Source organism: Scandinavium hiltneri (genome assembly GCF_024764835.1).
Classification (GTDB): Bacteria; Pseudomonadota; Gammaproteobacteria; order Enterobacterales; family Enterobacteriaceae; genus Scandinavium; species Scandinavium hiltneri.
Map to the genome: position 1 here is coordinate 360,654 of NZ_JALIGE010000073.1, position 19,086 is coordinate 379,739.

Genomic DNA, 19,086 nt, shown 5'->3' on the forward strand with positions numbered 1-19,086 from the left:
AACATATTTTTGGGTGAAAAACGGGCATTACCCTTAGTGAGTAGGTCTGAACACTCAAAAAACTGTGGTTTTTCACGTTGCTCAGGCAGGGATTACCCCTTTACACCCTTCCCCTGCCACCCATGGCAATTAGGGAGTAATCCTTTTTGAGTATATGTATACTCCGGTTGATATCCCAGAATAAGCCGCACTCCCGAATTGCATCCCAGGTCAGGAGCCAGACTGTCGATGTTTAAACGTCTTTTTACCCCGCTTACGCTGGTCAATCAACTGGCGCTTATTGTTTTGCTGTCCACCGCTATCGGTGTGACGGGCATGGCGATTTCTGCACGCCTGGTCCACGGAGTCCAGGGCAGCGCGCACGCAATCAACAAAGCCGGCTCCCTGCGAATGCAGAGCTACCGCCTGCTGGCGGCGATTCCGCTGAACGCCAACGATCAGGCATTGCTTGACGAAATGAATCAGACCGTGAGCAGCCCGGAACTGATTGAATCCGCGGATCACGACGGTCAGCGTCAACAGCTCGAAGCCCTGCAACGGTACTGGAAATCAGAGCTTGCGCCAAACCTAAAGCAGGCGACCCGCCAGGAACAAGTTTCCGGTGAGGTGGCGGCCTTTGTGAACCGCATCGACCAACTTGTCACCGCGTTTGACCATACCACTGAAAAGCGCATTCAACATGTGGTGTGGGTACACAGCATGATGGCGCTGTGCATGGCGCTGCTATTCCTGTTTACCATTGTCTGGCTGCGTGCGCGGCTGCTGCATCCGTGGGAACAACTGCTGAGCATGGCGCGGGCAGTGAGCCAGCGTGATTTCAGTAAACGCGCGAAAATCAGCGGTCGTAACGAAATGGCAACGCTCGGTATGGCGCTGAACAATATGTCGAAAGAGCTGGCCGAAAGCTACGCCGTGCTGGAACAGCGCGTGCAGGAAAAGACCGCCAATCTCGAACAAAAGAACGAAATTCTCGCCTTCCTCTGGCAGGCCAACCGACGCCTGCATTCCCAGGCGCCACTGTGTGAACGTATTTCCCCGGTGCTGAATGGCCTGCAAGGTTTGACCCTGCTGCGCGATATCGAAGTGCGGGTTTACGATATGGAAGACGAGGAAAACCATCAGGAGTTCATCTGTCATTCTGAGCCCGACTGCGACGACAAAGGATGTTACCTCTGTCCGCGCAATCTCCCGGATTTGCCCGGCGGTGGCACAACGCTGAAATGGCGGATGACCGATGCGCATAATCAGTACGGTATTCTGCTGGCAACGCTGCCCGCAGGCCGCCATTTAAGCCACGATCAGCAGCAACTGGTGGATACGCTGGTTGAACAACTGACCGCCACGCTTGCCCTCGATCGCCAGCAAGAGCGCCAGCATCAGCTAATTGTCATGGAAGAGCGTGCCACCATCGCCCGCGAACTGCATGATTCCATCGCCCAGTCGCTATCGTGCCTGAAGATGCAGGTCAGCTGTCTGCAAATGCAGGGCGAAAAACTGCCGGAAGATAGCCGGGTTCTGCTGAGCCAGATGCGCAACGAGCTGAATACCTCATGGGTGCAGCTGCGCGAGCTTCTGACGACCTTCCGACTACAATTAACCGAACCGGGGCTGCGCCCTGCACTGGAAGCGAGTTGTGCTGAATACAGCGCCCGCTTTGGCTTTACCGTGCAACTGGATTACCAGCTCCCCCCGCGTTTTGTTCCTTCGCATCAGGCTATCCATGCATTACAGATTGCCCGTGAAGCGTTGAGCAATGCGCTTAAACATTCTGAAGCGACGGAGGTCACCGTGACGGTGCTCCAAAACGACAATCAGGTTCGTCTCACCGTGGCCGACAACGGCCTCGGCGTTCCGGACCACGCCGAACGGAATAACCACTACGGCTTAATCATCATGCGCGATCGGGCGCAGAGTCTGCGTGGCGATTGCCAGATCAGACGCCGTGATACCGGTGGCACTGAAGTTGTCGTCTCTTTCATTCCCGAAAAATCGCTTCCACAACCGCAAGGACTTATTCATGAGTAATCAGGAACGGGCCACTATCCTGTTAATTGACGACCACCCAATGCTGCGAACCGGCGTCAGACAGCTTATCAGCATGGCCCCAGACCTTCTGGTGGTGGGCGAAGCCAGCAATGGCGAACAGGGCATCGAACTCGCAGAATCTCTCGATCCGGATTTGGTACTGCTCGATTTGAACATGCCGGGCATGAACGGTCTGGAAACCCTCGACAAGCTGCGCGAAAGATCCCTCTCCGGGCGCGTAGTGGTGTTCAGCGTATCCAACCACGAAGAAGACGTGGTCACGGCGCTTAAACGCGGCGCGGATGGCTATCTGCTGAAAGATATGGAACCAGAAGATTTGCTGAAGGCGCTGCATCAGGCCGCCGCCGGGGAAATGGTATTAAGCGAAGCGCTGACACCGGTGCTGGCGGCCAGCCTGCGAGCGAACCGTGCCACGTCCGACCGCGATATTAATCAGCTGACGCCGCGAGAGCGCGACATTCTGAAGCTGATTGCCCAGGGTTTACCGAACAAAATGATTGCCCGTCGACTCGATATCACCGAGAGCACGGTGAAGGTTCACGTGAAGCACATGCTGAAAAAGATGAAGCTCAAATCCCGCGTCGAAGCGGCGGTATGGGTTCATCAGGAACGTATTTTTTAGGGCATCCACAGCGAATCTGACGACGCCGCCGGGAAGGCTACCAGCGGTTCAGTCAGCGCCAGCGTAATCTCATTGGACGAGACGCGCTGCCCCTTCTCATCTTCCACCACCACCGACAGATGCCAGCGGTTTTTCGCGCCGTCGCTGTAATCCCATGCCGGCATAATGACGGTCCAGCCATCAGGGCTACTGTGATTCACCGGCGGCGTCAGGCTCAGTGCCTGCGAATCGCCCTGCCAGGTCAATGACTTAATCGTAAACCGACCGCGCACCTGAAGCTTCAAAGACACGGTCTCGCCCGGCTGCAAATCCCACGGCGGCGTGGCGAGGAAAACAGATAACGTTTTACGCTGGCGATACTCGACCACCGGCAGATTGCTGCGTTCTGGGCTGTCATAACGACTGCCGCGCAGCGAGGTAAACGCCGCTACTTCGCTGGACTCGAGCTGTTTCTTCAGCGGTACGCCGAAACGGTAGTTGAGCTTCATGCCCAAATTATTCTGACTGACGCCGCTTTCACCCTGCTTATGCGCGGCTGAAATCGTCACCAGTGGTACCGGGGTGTAAGCCAGCCCGAGCGAGACCGCCATCGGATTGTGATACCCAGTGCCGGTATGGAACAAGTCGACGCTGTCACCAAAATAGCGTTCAAAGCTGACGCTGGTATTAATGAAACGGTAGAACGGCAGTCGCGCCTGGGCCGTGAGATCGTAACCGCGCGCCATTCGACTTTCGACCGTATCACTGTCATCACGCCAGCTGTTAAAAGGCTGATAAAAATTGGCCGACAGCCGTAAATACTCACCCCAGGCTTCAGCCCCTAAACCGCCACGTTGCAGGCTTTCACCCATCAGGCTGTCGTAAAAGGCGTTATAACCGAGCAGCCAGTCACCCGCCACCCAGCGCTGCCCAAGACCGAGATTGCTCACCAACCCGTCGTCCTGCTGCGTTAAGCCAACCTGAGTCCAGGTCAGATAGCGATTGTTATCTTCCAACGGCACAAACCAGTTACCGTGGCTGCCGGTAAACTTGCCTTCGCTGTTCACCAACAGCTCCGCCGAGGCGTTCCCCCACGGAGAAAGCCAGTAGTCGAGCTGCTGATTCACTTCGGAATTGAGCTGATAGCTGAGTTTTTCGATGGCAAAAAGCCGCGCCTGATCGCCGGTATCCAGGCCGTTGTCTTGCATGCTGGCTTCACCAAACGCCTTCATCATTTCCGCGAGGTGTTTTTCACTTTCGTGATTATCCGGGGCAATACCCAGATTGGGCAGGTTATCGGGGCTTTCATCAAACGGGTGTTCGGCCTGCTCGACGAAGCTCTGGCGGGCACCTGCAGCACCTCCTGCCAGGGGCAAGAGTAACAACAGCAGCAGACGTGGACGTGACAGCAAATACCTCAAAACGCAGCGGGATCCCTCAATAAATCAATACCGTGCCGGACGGCACGTCTTGTTATTTTAACGGTTTTGTCTCTCGCTTTCAGCTTTAGCGCAAATTTCAGGAAGATCCTTAAGCATCGGCTACAGTTAAAACACCTTTCCTGCGTGAGAAGTCCCCATGAAAACCCTCCCCTGCGCCATCGCCTGCGCGGCCCTGTTCGGCAATATCGGCAACGTCTGCGCGGAGGGGCTGTTCATCGTCCAGTCGCCGGCTTTTGCGGATAACGCCATGCTCGATAGTCAGTACGCAGGTAATGATTCGAAAAATGCTAACTGCACTGGCAAAAACAGCTCGCCACCGCTGGTGTGGAGCAATATTCCGCCGCAGACGCAGAGTCTGGCGTTGGTTGTTCACGATCCGGAAGGCAATAAAGGACTCGGCGTTACGCATCTGGTGGCCTACAACATATCGCCTGCGGCCACCGGTTTTGGCCCGGATGCCCTGCGCGATGCGAAAGGCTTTACCGGCGGTAAAAATACGCCGGGCACCGCCAGTTGGTACGGGCCATGTCCGCCCCCCGGCTCTGGCGCACATCATTACACCTTCACGCTGATTGCGACCGACCTGCCGCCCACTTTACCTGCGGGTCTAACCCGCGAGGCGCTATTTGAAAAACTCAAAGGGCATCAACTGGCTGCTGCTGGGCTGATTGGGCGTTTCGGCCAGTAAGGTTGCGCCACGTCATCTCCCCGGCGTTAACCGGTTGGCAGGCAGCAATCGTCGCAGTAGCATCGGAGGCCTTATCCCCTTTCAGGAGTGAACATGCAACGTATTGTTATTATTGCCAACGGCGCGGCCTACGGCAGCGAATCCCTGTTCAATAGCCTGCGTCTGGCGATTGCACTGCGCGAACAGCAGCCGGTTGAGTTGAAAGTGTTCCTGATGTCCGATGCCGTCACCGCCGGGCTGCGTGGGCAAAAGCCCGCCGAGGGCTACAACATTCAGCAAATGCTGGAAATTCTGACCGCGCAGGATGTGCCGGTAAAATTGTGCAAAACCTGCACCGACGGACGCGGCATTACCCCGCTGCCGCTCGCGGATGGTGTGGAAATCGGTACGCTGACTGAGCTGGCGCAGTGGACGATCAACGCCGACAAAGTATTAACTTTTTGAGTCAGCGAGTTTAACGTTATTGGGTGGGGATACGGTGGTTGTACGCTGTTCAGAGCGCTGCCACATTCATTTGATGAGTGCCAAAAAAGCAGACGCAGGATATTCGGACCGATATTTTGAGCGTGCAGAACCGGTAAAATGCGTATTTGACGGTGCCGTACAGCGGCTCGTGGAATGTGTTGATTGATAGCCACTGCCCGTCATTGGAGCATTCAATCAGTTACGTGCCTGCGTGATTTCTTGCCCGGCGGCGCGACGCTTGCACGGGCCTACGGTTTTGTAGGTCTGGCAAACGGAGCGCCGCCGGGCATTTTTCACGCTGAGCGCGGCAGGGTTTCCCCATTGAGCAGATGGCGGACCTTCCCGACCAGCTCATTCAGACACTCATCCTGCATCCCAAGCTTCACCAGTTCCTGCTCGAGCGAGAAAAGGTACTGTGCGTTAGTACCGAGCGGCCCGCTGGCGGCGGCGATCAATGGTGCAATCACCTTCACGCTGGTATCGGATTCATAGAGTGGATGGCGCGGGTCCATGATGAACACCAGCGCGTTAACCGTACGACCATCGTCAAGTTCCAGCTTGCACCAGGTAGGCAGATAGCAACCGGTTATCATCTCGCGCTTCCACAGCAGCGACAATTCTTCATCCAGCGCACACTCTCGCAAGCGATAGGCCACACCGGTGGTGCGTCCACCCTCTTTTAGTGCAAGCATTCGCCCAGGCTGACAGGCGCTACCGCGTCCTGCCGTCAGGCGTAAACAGAAGGCACGGTGCCAGCCGACGAGCGTGCCAGTGCAGGATTCACTGTAATCCAGCGCCGGGTTCCACATCAGCGAACCGTAACCAAAGATCCATACCGGGCCACCATCAGGTCGACAGGCAAGCGTCGCGGCCAGTGAGGCTGCACGTTGTTCCGGCGACCAGAGTAGCGATTCCTCGATTGCACCAAACGCCGTTTTGCAATCGGCCTTCAGCAAGAAATCACGTGTTAACACTTTATACCTCCACCACTGCACACTTCCCTGCAACCCCATTCCCTTCTGATTTGCTGAAATATTATCCAGCTTCCTCAGACAATATGCAATGAACGGGCCGCTTGCAACCCAACCGGAGTTCAATAAAGTGCAAATAAACGATTCGTGATTAACCTCACTTAAATAAGGTCTTCAATTTATTTCTTTTTATGCCACTTATCGTCGTCGCCTTTTTGATAAGCATTCTTTACCGCTGCCCACGCGACCTTATGCGCCGTCTCTTCACGGCTGGCATCATCCCGTCGGTCTTCTTTGTGCTTATACTGATCCCATGCACTATTGAACGCTTCTTTATAAATGTCCTGCGCATGAGCAGGCAGAACATGTTGAACGCTGTCGGGTAAATCGCTGGTGCTTTTATAAGGCATAAAACCTCCAGATTTCACAGGAACGGTAAGTGTGGCTCAGCCAGTGGACAGGCGCAAACATTGATTAAAAGTGGATAATTGAGTTAGGCAACACAATGTTACTTAAGCATAAAATAAACATAATCCCGAAATAATACCCACTGGGATGTTTTATCCTCACTCGGGTAAATTTCAGTAAAAATTCACCGTGAGGTTTCTTGAGTCTGCTATTTTATTGTCTTTAGTTATCTATAATTATAAAAAATTTGCAAAATGGAGATGGTTCATGACACAAGCACATGAGGCGGTTAAGACCCGCCACAAGGAGACGACCCTTATTTTCCCGGTCGTGGCGCTGGCGATACTGGTTTTCTTTGGCCATAACCAGTCTCTGCCAGTGGTTATTGGGATTAATATCCTGGCGTTAATCGGTATTTTAAGCAGCGCATTTAGCGTTGTTCGTCATGCAGACGTGTTAGCTCATCGTCTCGGCGAACCCTATGGCTCATTAATTTTAAGCCTTTCGGTGGTTATTCTTGAAGTAAGCCTGATTTCTGCATTAATGGCGACCGGCGATGCCGCGCCGACTTTGATGCGCGATACGCTGTATTCGATAATCATGATTGTCACCGGTGGCCTGGTCGGTTTCTCACTGCTGCTCGGCGGACGTAAGTTTGCCACTCAGTATGTGAATTTATTCGGCATTAAACAGTACCTGATTGCCCTGTTCCCGCTGGCGATTATCGTGATGGTGTTCCCGATGGCGCTGAAGGGCGCGAATTTCTCCTCCGGCCAGGCGCTGCTGGTCGCGTTAATTTCCGCCGCCATGTACGGCGTGTTCTTGCTTATTCAGACCAAAACCCATCAGAGCCTGTTCGTGTATGAGCATGAAGATGAGCCTGACGACGAAGACTCGCATCATGGTAAGCCCTCCGCGCACAGCAGCCTGTGGCACGCGGTGTGGCTGATTGTGCATCTGGTTGCGGTGATTGCGGTAACCAAGATGAATGCCATTCCTCTGGAGACGCTGCTGAGCAGCATGAATGCTCCTGTGGCGTTTACTGGCTTCCTGATTGCGCTGTTGATCCTCTCGCCTGAAGGTCTGGGAGCCCTGAAAGCAGTGCTGAACAATCAGGTTCAGCGGGCCATGAACCTGTTCTTCGGTTCAGTGCTGGCGACCATTTCCCTGACTGTGCCGGTGGTGACGCTGATTGCCTTTGCGACGGGGAATGATCTGCACTTCGCGCTCGGCGCACCGGAGATGATAGTGATGGTGGCGTCGCTGGTTCTGTGCCAGATTTCATTCTCAACCGGACGCACCAATGTGCTGAACGGTGCAGCGCATCTGGCATTGTTTGTAGCGTATTTGATGACGATATTTGCGTGATTTGTGCGGCCTGATGCCCGGAGGCGCTTATGCTTGCCGGGACTGCATATTCTGCTTTGTAGGCCTGGCAAGCGACGCGCCGCCGGGCACAAAGGTTCAGGGCATCAAACCACTCCCATAAAAAAACCCGCCGCGGCGGGTTTTTACTTTTAACGAGCGAACTGATTACTTGCTGGTATCCAGCGGCTCGAAGTTCTTCACCAGATCGTCAATTGCTTTGATCTGTTTCAGGAACGGCTCCAGCTTAGCCAGCGGCAGAGCAGACGGACCGTCGCATTTCGCGTTTTCCGGGTCCGGGTGCGCTTCAATGAACAGACCAGCCAGACCGGTTGCCATACCGGCACGTGCCAGTTCAGTAACCTGACCACGGCGACCGCTGGATGCAGCGCCAAACGGGTCGCGGCATTGCAGGGCGTGGGTCACGTCGAAAATCACCGGAGAATTGCCGGAAACGGCTTTCATCACGCTGAAGCCCAGCATATCAACAATCAGGTTGTCGTAGCCGAACTGGGTGCCACGGTCGCACAGAATCACTTTGTCGTTGCCGCCTTCTGCGAATTTATCAACGATGTTACCCATCTGACCAGGGCTGACGAACTGTGGTTTTTTAACGTTGATGACCGCACCGGTTTTCGCCATCGCTTCCACCAGATCGGTCTGACGAGCGAGGAACGCAGGCAGCTGAATAACATCAACCACTTCGGCAACAGGCTGCGCCTGGGCGGCTTCGTGTACGTCGGTAATCAGTTTCACGCCGAACGTCTGTTTCAGCTCCTGGAAAATCTTCATCCCTTCTTCGAGGCCCGGGCCACGGTAGGATTTGATGGATGAGCGGTTGGCTTTATCAAAAGAGGCTTTGAACACGTATGGGATACCCAGTTTCTGGGTCACGGTCACGTAGTGCTCACAGATGCGCATTGCGAGGTCACGGGACTCCAGCACGTTCATGCCGCCGAACAGCACGAACGGCAGGTCGTTTGCGACGTTGATATCGCCAATGCTAACCACTTTTTCTTTCATAGGATCGCCTTATCAGGGGTTAATCGGATTCTTTCCGGATTAATGCAAGGTAATGTGTTTGCTCGCGATATTGTTGATCTGGGCGCGAATAATTTCGCTGATCGGATCTTCCGGGCACTGCTCTACGAAATAGCTCAAATCACTGAGCGCGACATGTTCGCACTCCAGCTGGGCGTAGATCAGGCCACGATCGCGGATTTCATAGGGATCTTCTGGATTAAACTGCAGCAGTGCTTCGCTGACGCGCAGGGCTAGCTCCATCTGCCGCTCTTCCATCAGGGCAGATTTCAGGGTATCGAGCAGTTTGCGGATAACCTCTGCGTTTTCTGCTTCATCCAGGTCTTCATTAAACAGTTCAGCTACCGGGCTGATATTGCCTTTCAGCCACACCTCGAGGGTGTGCTCATCGAGGGTATCGCCGGTAAACGGGTTAATCAGCCACATTTCACCGGTTTCAACATCCGCGCGCAGCAACAGCTGCGTCGGGAAAATCACCGGCATCATTGGGATCGAGAGTTGGCGCGCCACCCACAGCATGATGGCGCCGAGCGACACCGCGCTACCTTCACGGTTTTTCAGCACGGTATCGAGCCACAGTGCATCAGAAAGGCGGTAAATGCCGTGTGCGGAACTGAAGCCCCACTCACCGTAGAATAGCTCAATCAGGCGCTCCACCTGGCGGGTTTCAGTCCACGATGGGCTAATCTCTTCGCGTGCCAGGCTCACCAGTTGCTCCAGCTCGTCTATCACATACTGGGCCTGAAAATCGTCGCGGATCAGTTCAGTGATGAGGATCATGCCATCGCACAAAGGTGCTTTATTAAATTCAAAATCTGCTAATGACCTCATGACCTACCCCAACTGCGGGTTACCGAATGGCAACCTGATGACTTCAAAATGATGCTAATAATAACGCTAAACGTGCTTTCAGTCAGCATTGCGTCTCCCGACGGTTAAGCGCTCGTTGCCGCCATAGTCACGACAGGTTTCCACCTCGTCATAACCGGCCTGAATATAAAGCTCTCTTACCGCGGTGCCCTGCTTCCAGCCGTGCTCCAGCAACATCCAGCCGCCGGGCAGCAGAAAACGCCGCCCTTCGCGAATGATATGGGCCAAATCGGCCAGCCCTTCATCGGCGGCAACCAGCGCACTCAGCGGCTCGAAGCGTACATCGCCTTCGGCCAGGTGCGGGTCCTGCTCATCGATATAAGGCGGGTTGCTGACAATCATGCCAAACGTTTTACCTTCCAGCGCGCTGAACCAGTTGCTGTGGGCAATCGTGACATTGCTGATACCCAGACTACTGGCGTTACGCGTGGCAAGCGCAACTGCATCGGCGACAAAATCAACGGCAGTCACCCGGCAATCCGGGCGTTCACTCGCCAGCGCCAGCGCAATGGCCCCGGTGCCGGTGCCTAAATCGAGAATATCGCAAGGCTCAGGCGACAAACGGGCCAGCGCCTGTTCGACCAGACACTCGGTGTCCGGACGCGGGATCAGCGTCGCTGGGGTGACTTCCAGCGGCAGCGACCAGAACTCGCGCATTCCAACCAGATGCGCCACCGGCTCGCCATTAACGCGGCGGTTGAGCAGCATTTCCAGCTGAGCGCCCTCTTCCGTCGTTAATATCGTTTCGTCGAAGGCCAGAATATAAGTGCGCGATTTACCCGTTACGTGGCCGAGTAAAATCTCAGCGTCACGGCGCGAGCTTTCGCTGTTCACGAGGCGCTCAATCGCCTGAGTCAGCCATTGCTTAAAACTCATCATTCCTGATCGGACAACGCTGCCAGCTGATCGGCCTGGTATTCCTGCACGATCGGTTCAATGAGCATATCGAGTTTGCCTTCCATGGTTTCATCCAGACGGTACAACGTCAGGTTGATACGGTGGTCGGTCACGCGGCCCTGCGGGAAGTTGTAGGTACGGTTACGGTCGCTGCGATCGCCGCTGCCCAACAGGTTACGGCGGGTGGACGCTTCTGCCTGCTGGCGTTTTGCGATTTCAGCGGCACGAATACGCGCCCCCAGCACGGAAAGCGCTTTGGCTTTGTTTTTATGCTGCGAACGTTCGTCCTGACACTCCACCACAATGCCGGTCGGCAAGTGGGTTATACGGATTGCGGAATCGGTGGTGTTAACGTGCTGACCACCCGCGCCCGAGGAGCGGAAGGTATCAATACGCAAATCGGCCGGGCTGATGTCCGGCATTTCGGCCTCAGGCAGTTCTGGCATCACCGCGACGGTACACGCGGAGGTATGAATACGCCCCTGAGATTCCGTGGCCGGAACGCGCTGTACGCGGTGGCCGCCGGATTCAAATTTCAGACGACCATAAACGCCGTCGCCGCTGACTTTGGCGATCACTTCTTTGAAGCCACCATGTTCGCCTTCGTTGGCGCTCATGATTTCCACGCGCCAGCGACGCGCTTCAGCATAACGGCTGTACATGCGGAACAGGTCACCAGCAAACAGCGCGGCTTCATCCCCGCCGGTACCGGCGCGAACTTCGACAAATGCGCTGCGCTCATCGTCCGGGTCTTTCGGTAACAACAGAACCTGAAGCTCCTGCTCCAGTTGTTCACTTTTGGCTTTCGCTTCCTGCAACTCTTCCTGCGCCATTTCGCGCATTTCAGGGTCGTCGAGCATCATCTGTGCGGTTTCAATGTCTTCCTGGACCTGCTGCCAGTCGGTAAAACATTTCGCGACATCGCTGAGCTGCGCATATTCCCGCGACAGCGCGCGGAAACGGTCCTGGGAGGCGATGGTTCCGGCATCACCCAGCAGCGCCTGGACTTCTTCATGGCGCTCATGCAGCGCTTGCAGTTTGGCAACAATAGACGGCTTCATAGGCGTGTAAAATTCACCCTGTAATTAAAATTTGAGAGAGCAGCGCTATTCCAGCCCGAGGCTGTCGCGCAGAATATTCAGGCGTTCATCATCCCCGTCACGGGCAGCCTGCTGAAGTGATTTGGTTGGAGTGTGGATCAGGCGATTGGTTAATTTACGTGCCAGATCCTGCATGATGGCTTCGGCATCGCCACCCTGCTGCAACGCGGCCAATGCGCGGGCGGTGAGTTCATCACGCACCTGGGAGGCCTGCGAGCGGTAATCACGAATAGTCTCGCTGACGCTTTGCGCGCGCAGCCAGGCCATAAATTCACTGGTTTCCTGCTCGACTATCGTTTCAGCCTGCTGCGCGGCGGCCTGGCGCTGCGCCATGTTGTGCTGAATGATGTTTTGCAGGTCGTCGACGCTGTAAAGATAGGCGTTAGCGAGTTTGCTGACGTCTGGCTCAACGTCGCGCGGGACGGCGATATCCACCAGCAGCATCGGCTGATTGCGGCGCGCTTTCAACGCACGTTCCACCATGCCTTTGCCAATGATCGGCAGCGGGCTGGCGGTGGAGCTGATAATGATGTCGGCCTCTTTCAGACGTTCGTCGACGTCGCTCAGAGCAATCACTTCCGCCCCGACTTCATCGGCCAGCAACTGCGCACGCTCGCGCGTCCGGTTGGCGATCAGCATCTTTTTGACGCGATGTTCACGCAAATGACGGGCAACTAGTTCGATAGTCTCCCCGGCGCCGACCAGTAACACGGTAACAGACGACAGAGATTCAAAAATTTGGCGGGCCAGCGTACAGGCCGCGAAGGCGACAGAAACGGCGCTGGCGCCGATGTCGGTTTCGGTGCGCACGCGTTTGGCCACGGAGAAGGATTTCTGGAACATGCGTTCCAGTTCGCTGGCGTGCAGATGCCCACGACTGGAATCGGCAAAGGCTTTTTTCACCTGGCCGAGGATTTGCGGTTCACCGAGGATCAGCGAATCCAGCCCGCTGGCAACGCGCATCAGATGGCTGACCGCGTCGTTATCCTGATGCCAGTAAAGGCTGTTACGCAGGTCTTCTTCGTTGAGCTGGTGATAATCACACAGCCAGCGAATCAGCGATTCCTGCAAATTCCCTTCTTCTTCAACGCTGAGATACAGCTCGGTGCGGTTACACGTCGACAGCACCACGCCGCCCTGCACCATCGGCTGGGACAGAAGACTTTCCAGCGCCTTGTCGAGCGTATCTGGCGAAAACGTAACACGTTCTCGCAGCGCGACCGGAGCGGTTTTGTGGTTGATGCCAAGTGCCAGGAGCGTCATGAATGCAGGAGTAGTACCAGCGTTGATAAGGTTAGTCTGAGCGCATCATACAGGATGCGCAAGGTCAATAAAAGGGAGGGCCCCCTTTCGGAGTAATTGGTAATTTTGTGATTTGAGACAACTTGAACGTAGACGCTGGAAGAAGGCGGCGCTAGCATTGACGGTTATAACTGCAACGTATATCAAGGATTTTTATGAACCTGACCCGTGTATTACGCCTGATGCCCCTGGCGGCGCTGGTATTAACCGCCTGCTCCATCAACGCACCGAAGGGTCCAGGCAAGAGCCCGGATTCGCCGCAGTGGCAGCAGCATCAGCAGCAAGTCCGCCAGTTAAGCCAGTACCAGACCCGTGGCGCGTTCGCGTTCCTGTCCGACTCTCAAAAAGTCTATGCCCGCTTCTTCTGGCAGCAGACCGGCAAAGATAACTATCGTCTGTTGCTGACTAACCCGCTCGGCAGCACTGAGCTGTCACTCACCGCAGCGCCGGGCAGCGTGACGCTGATTGATAACAAAGGTCAATCCTACACTTCTACCGACGCCGAAGAGATGATTGGCAAGCTGACCGGAATGCCTATTCCGCTGAACAGTCTGCGCCAGTGGATCCTCGGCCTGCCGGGTGACGCGACCGACTACACACTCGATGACCAGTATCGCCTGAGTGAAGTGAACTACACTGAAAACGGTAAGAACTGGAAAGTGGTGTACAGCGGATATGACAGCAAAACCCAGCCGTCACTGCCGTCCAACATGGAGCTGACCGAAGGCAGCGAGCGCATCAAACTGAAAATGGACAGCTGGATAGTTAAATGAGTACCCGTTGGCCTTCTCCGGCAAAACTGAATCTTTTTCTCTATATTACCGGCCAGCGCGCCGATGGGTATCACACGTTGCAGACGCTGTTTCAGTTCCTTGATTACGGCGACACGATAACTATCGACGTACGTTACGACGGCGAACTGCGGTTGCTGACCCCCGTAGACGGCGTGCCGAATGAAGAGAATCTGATTGTTCGCGCGGCCCGGATGCTGATGCGTGCGGCCGCGGAAAGCGGTCGCCTGCCTGAAGGCGCGGGTGCGGATGTCAGTATCGACAAGCGTTTACCGATGGGCGGCGGTCTCGGCGGCGGCTCATCGAACGCCGCCACCGTGTTAGTCGCGCTGAACCATTTATGGGGCTGTGGGCTGTCGGTTGATGAACTGGCGACGATGGGCCTGGCCCTTGGCGCTGACGTACCGGTATTTATTCGCGGACATGCCGCCTTCGCCGAAGGGGTTGGCGAAGTGCTGACGCCGGTCACGGTGCCGGAAAAATGGTACCTGGTCGCACACCCTGGCGTGAGCATTCCAACACCGGTTATTTTCAGCGATCCCGAATTGCCCAGAAATTCGCCGCACAGGTCAATTGAAACGTTACTAAAATGTGAATTCAGCAACGATTGCGAGGTTATCGCAAGAAAACGTTTTCGTAAGGTTGATGCCGCGCTTTCCTGGCTGTTAGAATACGCCCCGTCGCGCCTGACTGGCACAGGGGCCTGTGTGTTTGCTGAATTTGACACCGAATCCGCCGCCCGCCAGGTGCTTGAGCAAGCCCCGGAATGGTTGCAGGGCTTTATTGCCCGCGGTGTGAACATCTCGCCGTTAATGCTGACTTTCGAAGGGGCAGACTGAGTTTCGGTGACAACGTCACCCCGTTCCAGACGTTGCATCGTGCTCATTAATACACCGCCTGGATGAAATGCGCCTGGCCCGCACAGTTTTTGGCCCATTCATCCACCACTGGACGCATGCCTGAGGTTCTTCTCGTGCCTGATATGAAGCTTTTTGCTGGTAACGCTACCCCGGAACTAGCACAACGTATTGCCAACCGCCTGTACACTTCTCTTGGTGACGCCGCCGTAGGTCGTTTTAGCGACGGTGAAGTCAGCGTACAAATTAACGAAAACGTACGCGGTGGTGATATTTTCATCATCCAGTCCACTTGTGCCCCAACCAATGACAACCTGATGGAATTGGTTGTAATGGTCGATGCTCTGCGCCGTGCTTCCGCAGGCCGTATCACCGCCGTTATCCCTTACTTTGGTTATGCCCGCCAGGATCGTCGCGTACGTTCCGCTCGTGTGCCAATCACTGCCAAAGTTGTCGCGGACTTCCTGTCCAGCGTCGGCGTTGACCGCGTTCTGACCGTAGACCTGCATGCTGAACAGATTCAGGGCTTCTTCGATGTGCCGGTAGACAACGTATTCGGCAGTCCAATCCTGTTGGAAGACATGCTGCAGCTGAAACTGGAAAATCCAATCGTGGTTTCTCCGGACATCGGCGGCGTAGTACGTGCACGTGCTATCGCTAAGCTGCTGAACGACACCGACATGGCTATCATCGACAAACGTCGTCCACGCGCTAACGTTTCACAGGTGATGCACATCATCGGTGATGTTGCTGGCCGTGACTGCGTACTCGTTGATGACATGATCGACACCGGTGGCACTCTGTGCAAAGCCGCCGAAGCGCTGAAAGAACGTGGTGCGAAGCGTGTATTTGCTTACGCAACTCACCCGATCTTCTCTGGCAATGCGGCAAGTAACCTGCGCGGCTCCGTCATCGACGAAGTTATTGTCTGTGATACCATCCCGCTGTCGGATGAAATCAAAGCGCTGCCAAACGTTCGTACCCTGACCCTGTCAGGAATGCTGGCCGAAGCGATTCGTCGTATCAGCAACGAAGAGTCTATCTCTGCCATGTTCGAGCATTAATCGAGCCCGGTACAAAAACCCGCTCCGGCGGGTTTTTTTGTTTTAATCAACCATTTATATGACTAATGCCTCCTTCATTTGTTCTCCTCTGACAAATGATGCGCTCATGGATGAAGACCACTGTGAACCGATCCACACTCGCAGATATCATGCCGTTTCGCGCCCTTATCGACGCCTGCTGGAAAGAAAAATACACCGTTAACCGCTTTACCCGCGATCTGGTAGCCGGGATAACCGTCGGCATTATTGCCATTCCGTTAGCAATGGCACTGGCGATTGGCAGCGGCGTGGCTCCGCAGTATGGCCTTTATACGTCGGCCGTCGCCGGGATAATTATCGCCCTGACCGGCGGTTCGCGTTTCAGCGTCTCCGGCCCGACCGCCGCATTCGTGGTGATCCTCTACCCGGTATCCCAACAGTTCGGCCTCGCGGGATTACTGGTGGCGACGCTACTTTCCGGCGTCTTCCTGGTACTGTTCGGCCTCGCCCGTTTTGGTCGCCTGATTGAATATATTCCGATCTCGGTGACGCTTGGCTTTACCTCCGGGATTGGCATCACCATCGCCACCATGCAGATAAAAGATTTCTTCGGCCTGTCGTTAACGCACATGCCGGAACATTACTGGCAGAAAGTGGGCGCACTGGTGATGGCGCTACCGACGCTAAACCCGGGCGATGCCGCCATTGGCGTCGTGACGCTGGCCATCCTTATCTTCTGGCCCCGTCTGGGTATCCGTTTGCCAGGGCATTTACCGGCACTGCTGGCGGGTTGCGCGGTGATGGGGATCGTAAACATGCTGGGTGGATACGTGGCGACCATCGGGTCGCAGTTCCACTATCTGCTGAGTGACGGCACGCAAGGCAACGGTATTCCGCAGCTTTTGCCGCAGCTGGTGCTTCCATGGAAGATGCCCGATTCCGACTTCACCCTGAGCTGGGATTCCCTGCAGGCGCTGCTGCCCGCCGCGTTTTCGATGGCAATGCTGGGTGCTATCGAATCACTGCTCTGCGCGGTGGTGCTCGACGGCATGACCGGCACACGCCACAAGGCCAATAATGAGCTGATCGGTCAGGGCCTTGGTAACATGATTGCACCATTCTTTGGCGGCATCACCGCCACCGCCGCCATTGCCCGTTCTGCCGCCAACGTTCGCGCCGGGGCCACCTCGCCGATGGCGGCGGTCATCCACGCGGCACTGGTAATCATGGCGCTGCTGGTGCTGGCACCGCTGCTTTCCTGGCTGCCGCTTTCCGCAATGGCCGCCCTGCTTCTGATGGTGGCGTGGAACATGAGCGAAGCACACAAAGTCGTTCACCTGCTGCGCCGGGCACCTGGTGATGACATCGTAGTGATGCTGATGTGTATGTCACTTACGGTGCTGTTTGACATGGTGGTCGCTATCAGCGTCGGCATCGTGCTGGCATCTTTGTTATTCATGCGCCGAATTGCCAAAATGACGCACCTTGCGCCAGTGAATGTTACCGTGCCGGATGACGTGCTGGTGATTCGGGTGATCGGTCCTCTGTTTTTCGCCGCCGCCGAAAGCGTGTTCCTCGATTTGCAGTCCCGCATCGACGGAAAACGTATTGTGGTGCTGAAATGGGACGCAGTGCCGGTACTGGATGCCGGTGGTCTGGAAGCGTTCCAGCGTTTTGTCAGCCGGTTGCCGGAAGGCTGTGAACTGCGTGTCTCGAATCTGGAGTTTCAGCCGCTGCGCACCCTGGCCCGCGCGGGCGTCAAGCCGATCCCAGGCCGACTGGCGTTTTACCCGGACCGCGATGCGGCACTGGCAGACCAACGCGATCATCAAATGACCAATCAATAAGAAAGACTATGCTCACACACGCCCCGCATCTGGAGACTGAGCGGCGGGTATTACGCCATTTTGCCGTTGATGATTTTGACGACCTGACGGCCTTCTGGGCGGTGTTTGAGAAACAGGGCGGACGCTAAAACGGCTCACTCAGGAGCCGTTTTGCTGAAAATCCAGGTATTAGCTGTGGCGATGGCTGTCCCGGCGACAGCGTTTATCATAGTGGCGCACCCACCAATATCTGTCGCTCACCTGCTCGTGGCCGCTGACACGAGCCCCCGCCAGCCAAAGGACTGCACCGAGGAAGATGCTGAGCACTGCGCCGTGCGCAAAGTATTGCGGCAGGTCAAGTTGCGGAAGCTGGTTTAAAATAGAGTAACCAACCCCAACGACCATGACAGTTAACCCTAAACCCATGAGCACGTTACCGAGTCGCGAAGCGTTTCTGCGTTTCATATGTCACCTCCGGAACTTTGGGTTGACAGGGAATATCCCTGGTCCTTGTGTGTAAAGTATAGACAACACTTTTGCCTGTTAGTGCGCATGCGATCACAAATACGAACATATGAGCAACAAAACTTTACAAATAACAGCCTGAACTATATAAATTTCTAATGGTTCAGCGATGCAACGACTCCCCTCATCCCGTCTGGCTTGCAGAATTTTGTCTCCCGCAGCGATTACAGTACACTACGCGCCAGATATCGACGCACTCAGGAATAAAAACGTGACGATTAAACTGATTGTCGGCCTTGCCAATCCAGGGGCTGAATATGCCGCTACCCGTCATAACGCCGGGGCCTGGTATGTTGATTTACTGGCCGACCGCTGCCGCGCCCCGCTGCGTGAAGAAAGCAAATTCTTTGGTTATACCTCGCGCATCAACTTAGCGGGCGAAGATGTGCGCCTGCTGGTGCCAACCACCTTCATGAACCTCAGCGGTAAATCCGTTGCCGCGATGGCGACCTTTTTCCGCATCGCACCGGACGAAATTCTGGTCGCCCATGACGAACTGGACCTGCCACCCGGCGTGGCGAAATTCAAACTCGGCGGCGGCCACGGTGGTCATAACGGTCTGAAGGACATCATCAGTAAACTCGGCAATAACCCTAATTTTCACCGTTTACGCGTGGGAATCGGTCATCCGGGCGATAAAAACAAAGTTGTCGGTTTTGTTCTGGGTAAGCCACCAATGTCGGAACAGAAGCTGATAGACGAAGCGGTTGACGAAGCGGTGCGCTGCACCGAGGTCTGGCTGAAAGACGGTCTGACCAAAGCGACCAACCGCTTACACGCTTTTAAAGCACAATAACGCCCGGCGGGCGGCAATTTTGCCCCGCGCCGTGTATAATAGGCGAAGTTGT

General features: G+C 55.3%; 19 protein-coding genes and 1 pseudogene. 11 read left to right on the plus strand and 9 right to left on the minus strand.

Going from position 1 to position 19,086, the window contains the following annotated elements:
* Positions 1-228 precede the first annotated feature (228 nt).
* Together narX and narL are read left to right on the plus strand one after the other, a co-directional pair.
* Positions 229-2,025, plus strand: coding sequence for a nitrate/nitrite two-component system sensor histidine kinase NarX (narX, locus tag MUU47_RS12570; protein ID WP_258988518.1), 1,797 nt, complete (start codon positions 229-231; stop codon positions 2,023-2,025).
* Entirely contained in the window at positions 2,018-2,668 is a 651-nt protein-coding gene (gene narL, locus MUU47_RS12575; protein WP_258988519.1) for a two-component system response regulator NarL, read from the plus strand. Before narX ends, narL begins: the two co-directional genes overlap by 8 nt.
* On the opposite strand, the gene MUU47_RS12580 is transcribed toward narL, so the two are convergent.
* Positions 2,665-4,068: a YchO/YchP family invasin gene (locus tag MUU47_RS12580; protein WP_374684750.1), complete on the minus strand. Its 1,404-nt coding sequence runs from the start codon at positions 4,066-4,068 to the stop codon at positions 2,665-2,667. The genes narL and MUU47_RS12580 overlap by 4 nt on opposite strands.
* A 157-nt stretch (positions 4,069-4,225) precedes the next feature.
* Here MUU47_RS12580 and MUU47_RS12585 point away from each other — a divergent pair, with 157 nt between their 5' ends.
* From MUU47_RS12585 to MUU47_RS12595, 3 genes and pseudogenes are all read left to right on the plus strand, one after another.
* A complete protein-coding gene (locus tag MUU47_RS12585) occupies positions 4,226-4,777 on the plus strand; it encodes a YbhB/YbcL family Raf kinase inhibitor-like protein (RefSeq protein WP_258988520.1) in 552 nt (183 codons plus the stop codon).
* Positions 4,778-4,870: 93 nt separating this feature from the next.
* Positions 4,871-5,221 carry a DsrE/DsrF/TusD sulfur relay family protein gene (locus MUU47_RS12590; RefSeq protein WP_258988521.1) on the plus strand — a complete coding sequence of 117 codons (351 nt, stop codon included), beginning with the start codon at positions 4,871-4,873 and terminating at the stop codon, positions 5,219-5,221.
* Between the two features lie 19 nt (positions 5,222-5,240).
* Positions 5,241-5,457, plus strand: a pseudogene (locus MUU47_RS12595) (hypothetical protein).
* Between the two features lie 78 nt (positions 5,458-5,535).
* On the opposite strand, the gene MUU47_RS12600 reads toward MUU47_RS12595, so the two are convergent.
* Positions 5,536-6,216 carry a gamma-glutamylcyclotransferase gene (locus MUU47_RS12600; RefSeq protein ID WP_258988522.1) on the minus strand — a complete coding sequence of 227 codons (681 nt, stop codon included), beginning with the start codon at positions 6,214-6,216 and terminating at the stop codon, positions 5,536-5,538.
* A gap of 176 nt (positions 6,217-6,392) precedes the next feature.
* Positions 6,393-6,623, minus strand: coding sequence for a putative cation transport regulator ChaB (gene chaB / locus MUU47_RS12605; protein WP_258988523.1), 231 nt, complete (start codon positions 6,621-6,623; stop codon positions 6,393-6,395).
* Positions 6,624-6,888: 265 nt separating this feature from the next.
* On the opposite strand from chaB, the gene chaA reads away from it, so the two are divergent.
* Complete coding sequence (chaA, locus tag MUU47_RS12610; RefSeq protein WP_258988524.1) at positions 6,889-7,989, plus strand: sodium-potassium/proton antiporter ChaA; 1,101 nt, start codon at positions 6,889-6,891, stop codon at positions 7,987-7,989.
* Between the two features lie 165 nt (positions 7,990-8,154).
* On the opposite strand, the gene kdsA is transcribed toward chaA, so the two are convergent.
* The 5 genes from kdsA to hemA all read right to left on the minus strand — a co-directional run bounded on the left by kdsA (position 8,155) and on the right by hemA (position 13,157).
* A complete protein-coding gene (gene kdsA / locus MUU47_RS12615) occupies positions 8,155-9,009 on the minus strand; it encodes a 3-deoxy-8-phosphooctulonate synthase (RefSeq protein ID WP_258988525.1) in 855 nt (284 codons plus the stop codon).
* Between the two features lie 39 nt (positions 9,010-9,048).
* Complete coding sequence (gene sirB1, locus MUU47_RS12620) at positions 9,049-9,858, minus strand: invasion regulator SirB1 (RefSeq protein ID WP_110508662.1); 810 nt, start codon at positions 9,856-9,858, stop codon at positions 9,049-9,051.
* A gap of 78 nt (positions 9,859-9,936) precedes the next feature.
* Positions 9,937-10,773, minus strand: coding sequence for a peptide chain release factor N(5)-glutamine methyltransferase (gene prmC / locus MUU47_RS12625; RefSeq protein WP_258988527.1), 837 nt, complete (start codon positions 10,771-10,773; stop codon positions 9,937-9,939).
* Positions 10,773-11,855, minus strand: coding sequence for a peptide chain release factor 1 (prfA, locus tag MUU47_RS12630; RefSeq protein ID WP_258988528.1), 1,083 nt, complete (start codon positions 11,853-11,855; stop codon positions 10,773-10,775). Before prfA ends, prmC begins: the two co-directional genes overlap by 1 nt.
* Before the next feature lie 45 nt (positions 11,856-11,900).
* A complete protein-coding gene (hemA, locus tag MUU47_RS12635) occupies positions 11,901-13,157 on the minus strand; it encodes a glutamyl-tRNA reductase (protein WP_258988529.1) in 1,257 nt (418 codons plus the stop codon).
* Positions 13,158-13,351: 194 nt separating this feature from the next.
* Between hemA and lolB the strand changes: the two genes are divergently transcribed.
* The 4 genes from lolB (at position 13,352) to dauA (ending at position 17,734) form a co-directional block, all read left to right on the plus strand.
* Positions 13,352-13,969: a lipoprotein insertase outer membrane protein LolB gene (gene lolB, locus MUU47_RS12640; RefSeq protein ID WP_258988530.1), complete on the plus strand. Its 618-nt coding sequence runs from the start codon at positions 13,352-13,354 to the stop codon at positions 13,967-13,969.
* Positions 13,966-14,826 (plus strand): 4-(cytidine 5'-diphospho)-2-C-methyl-D-erythritol kinase, encoded by an 861-nt coding sequence (gene ispE, locus MUU47_RS12645; RefSeq protein WP_258988531.1) that lies wholly within the window; start codon positions 13,966-13,968, stop codon positions 14,824-14,826. Before lolB ends, ispE begins: the two co-directional genes overlap by 4 nt.
* A gap of 134 nt (positions 14,827-14,960) precedes the next feature.
* Positions 14,961-15,908, plus strand: a complete 948-nt coding sequence (prs, locus tag MUU47_RS12650; protein ID WP_110508800.1) for a ribose-phosphate diphosphokinase — start codon at positions 14,961-14,963, stop codon at positions 15,906-15,908.
* 122 nt (positions 15,909-16,030) lie between these two features.
* Positions 16,031-17,734 (plus strand): C4-dicarboxylic acid transporter DauA, encoded by a 1,704-nt coding sequence (gene dauA / locus MUU47_RS12655; protein WP_258988532.1) that lies wholly within the window; start codon positions 16,031-16,033, stop codon positions 17,732-17,734.
* Positions 17,735-17,902: 168 nt separating this feature from the next.
* Here dauA and ychH read toward each other — a convergent pair whose 3' ends face one another.
* On the minus strand, positions 17,903-18,178 hold the full coding sequence (gene ychH, locus MUU47_RS12660; RefSeq protein ID WP_110508676.1) for a stress-induced protein YchH: 276 nt from the start codon (positions 18,176-18,178) through the stop codon (positions 17,903-17,905).
* A 271-nt stretch (positions 18,179-18,449) separates the two neighbouring features.
* On the opposite strand from ychH, the gene pth reads away from it, so the two are divergent.
* Positions 18,450-19,034: an aminoacyl-tRNA hydrolase gene (gene pth / locus MUU47_RS12665; protein ID WP_258988533.1), complete on the plus strand. Its 585-nt coding sequence runs from the start codon at positions 18,450-18,452 to the stop codon at positions 19,032-19,034.
* Positions 19,035-19,086: the final 52 nt, after the last annotated feature.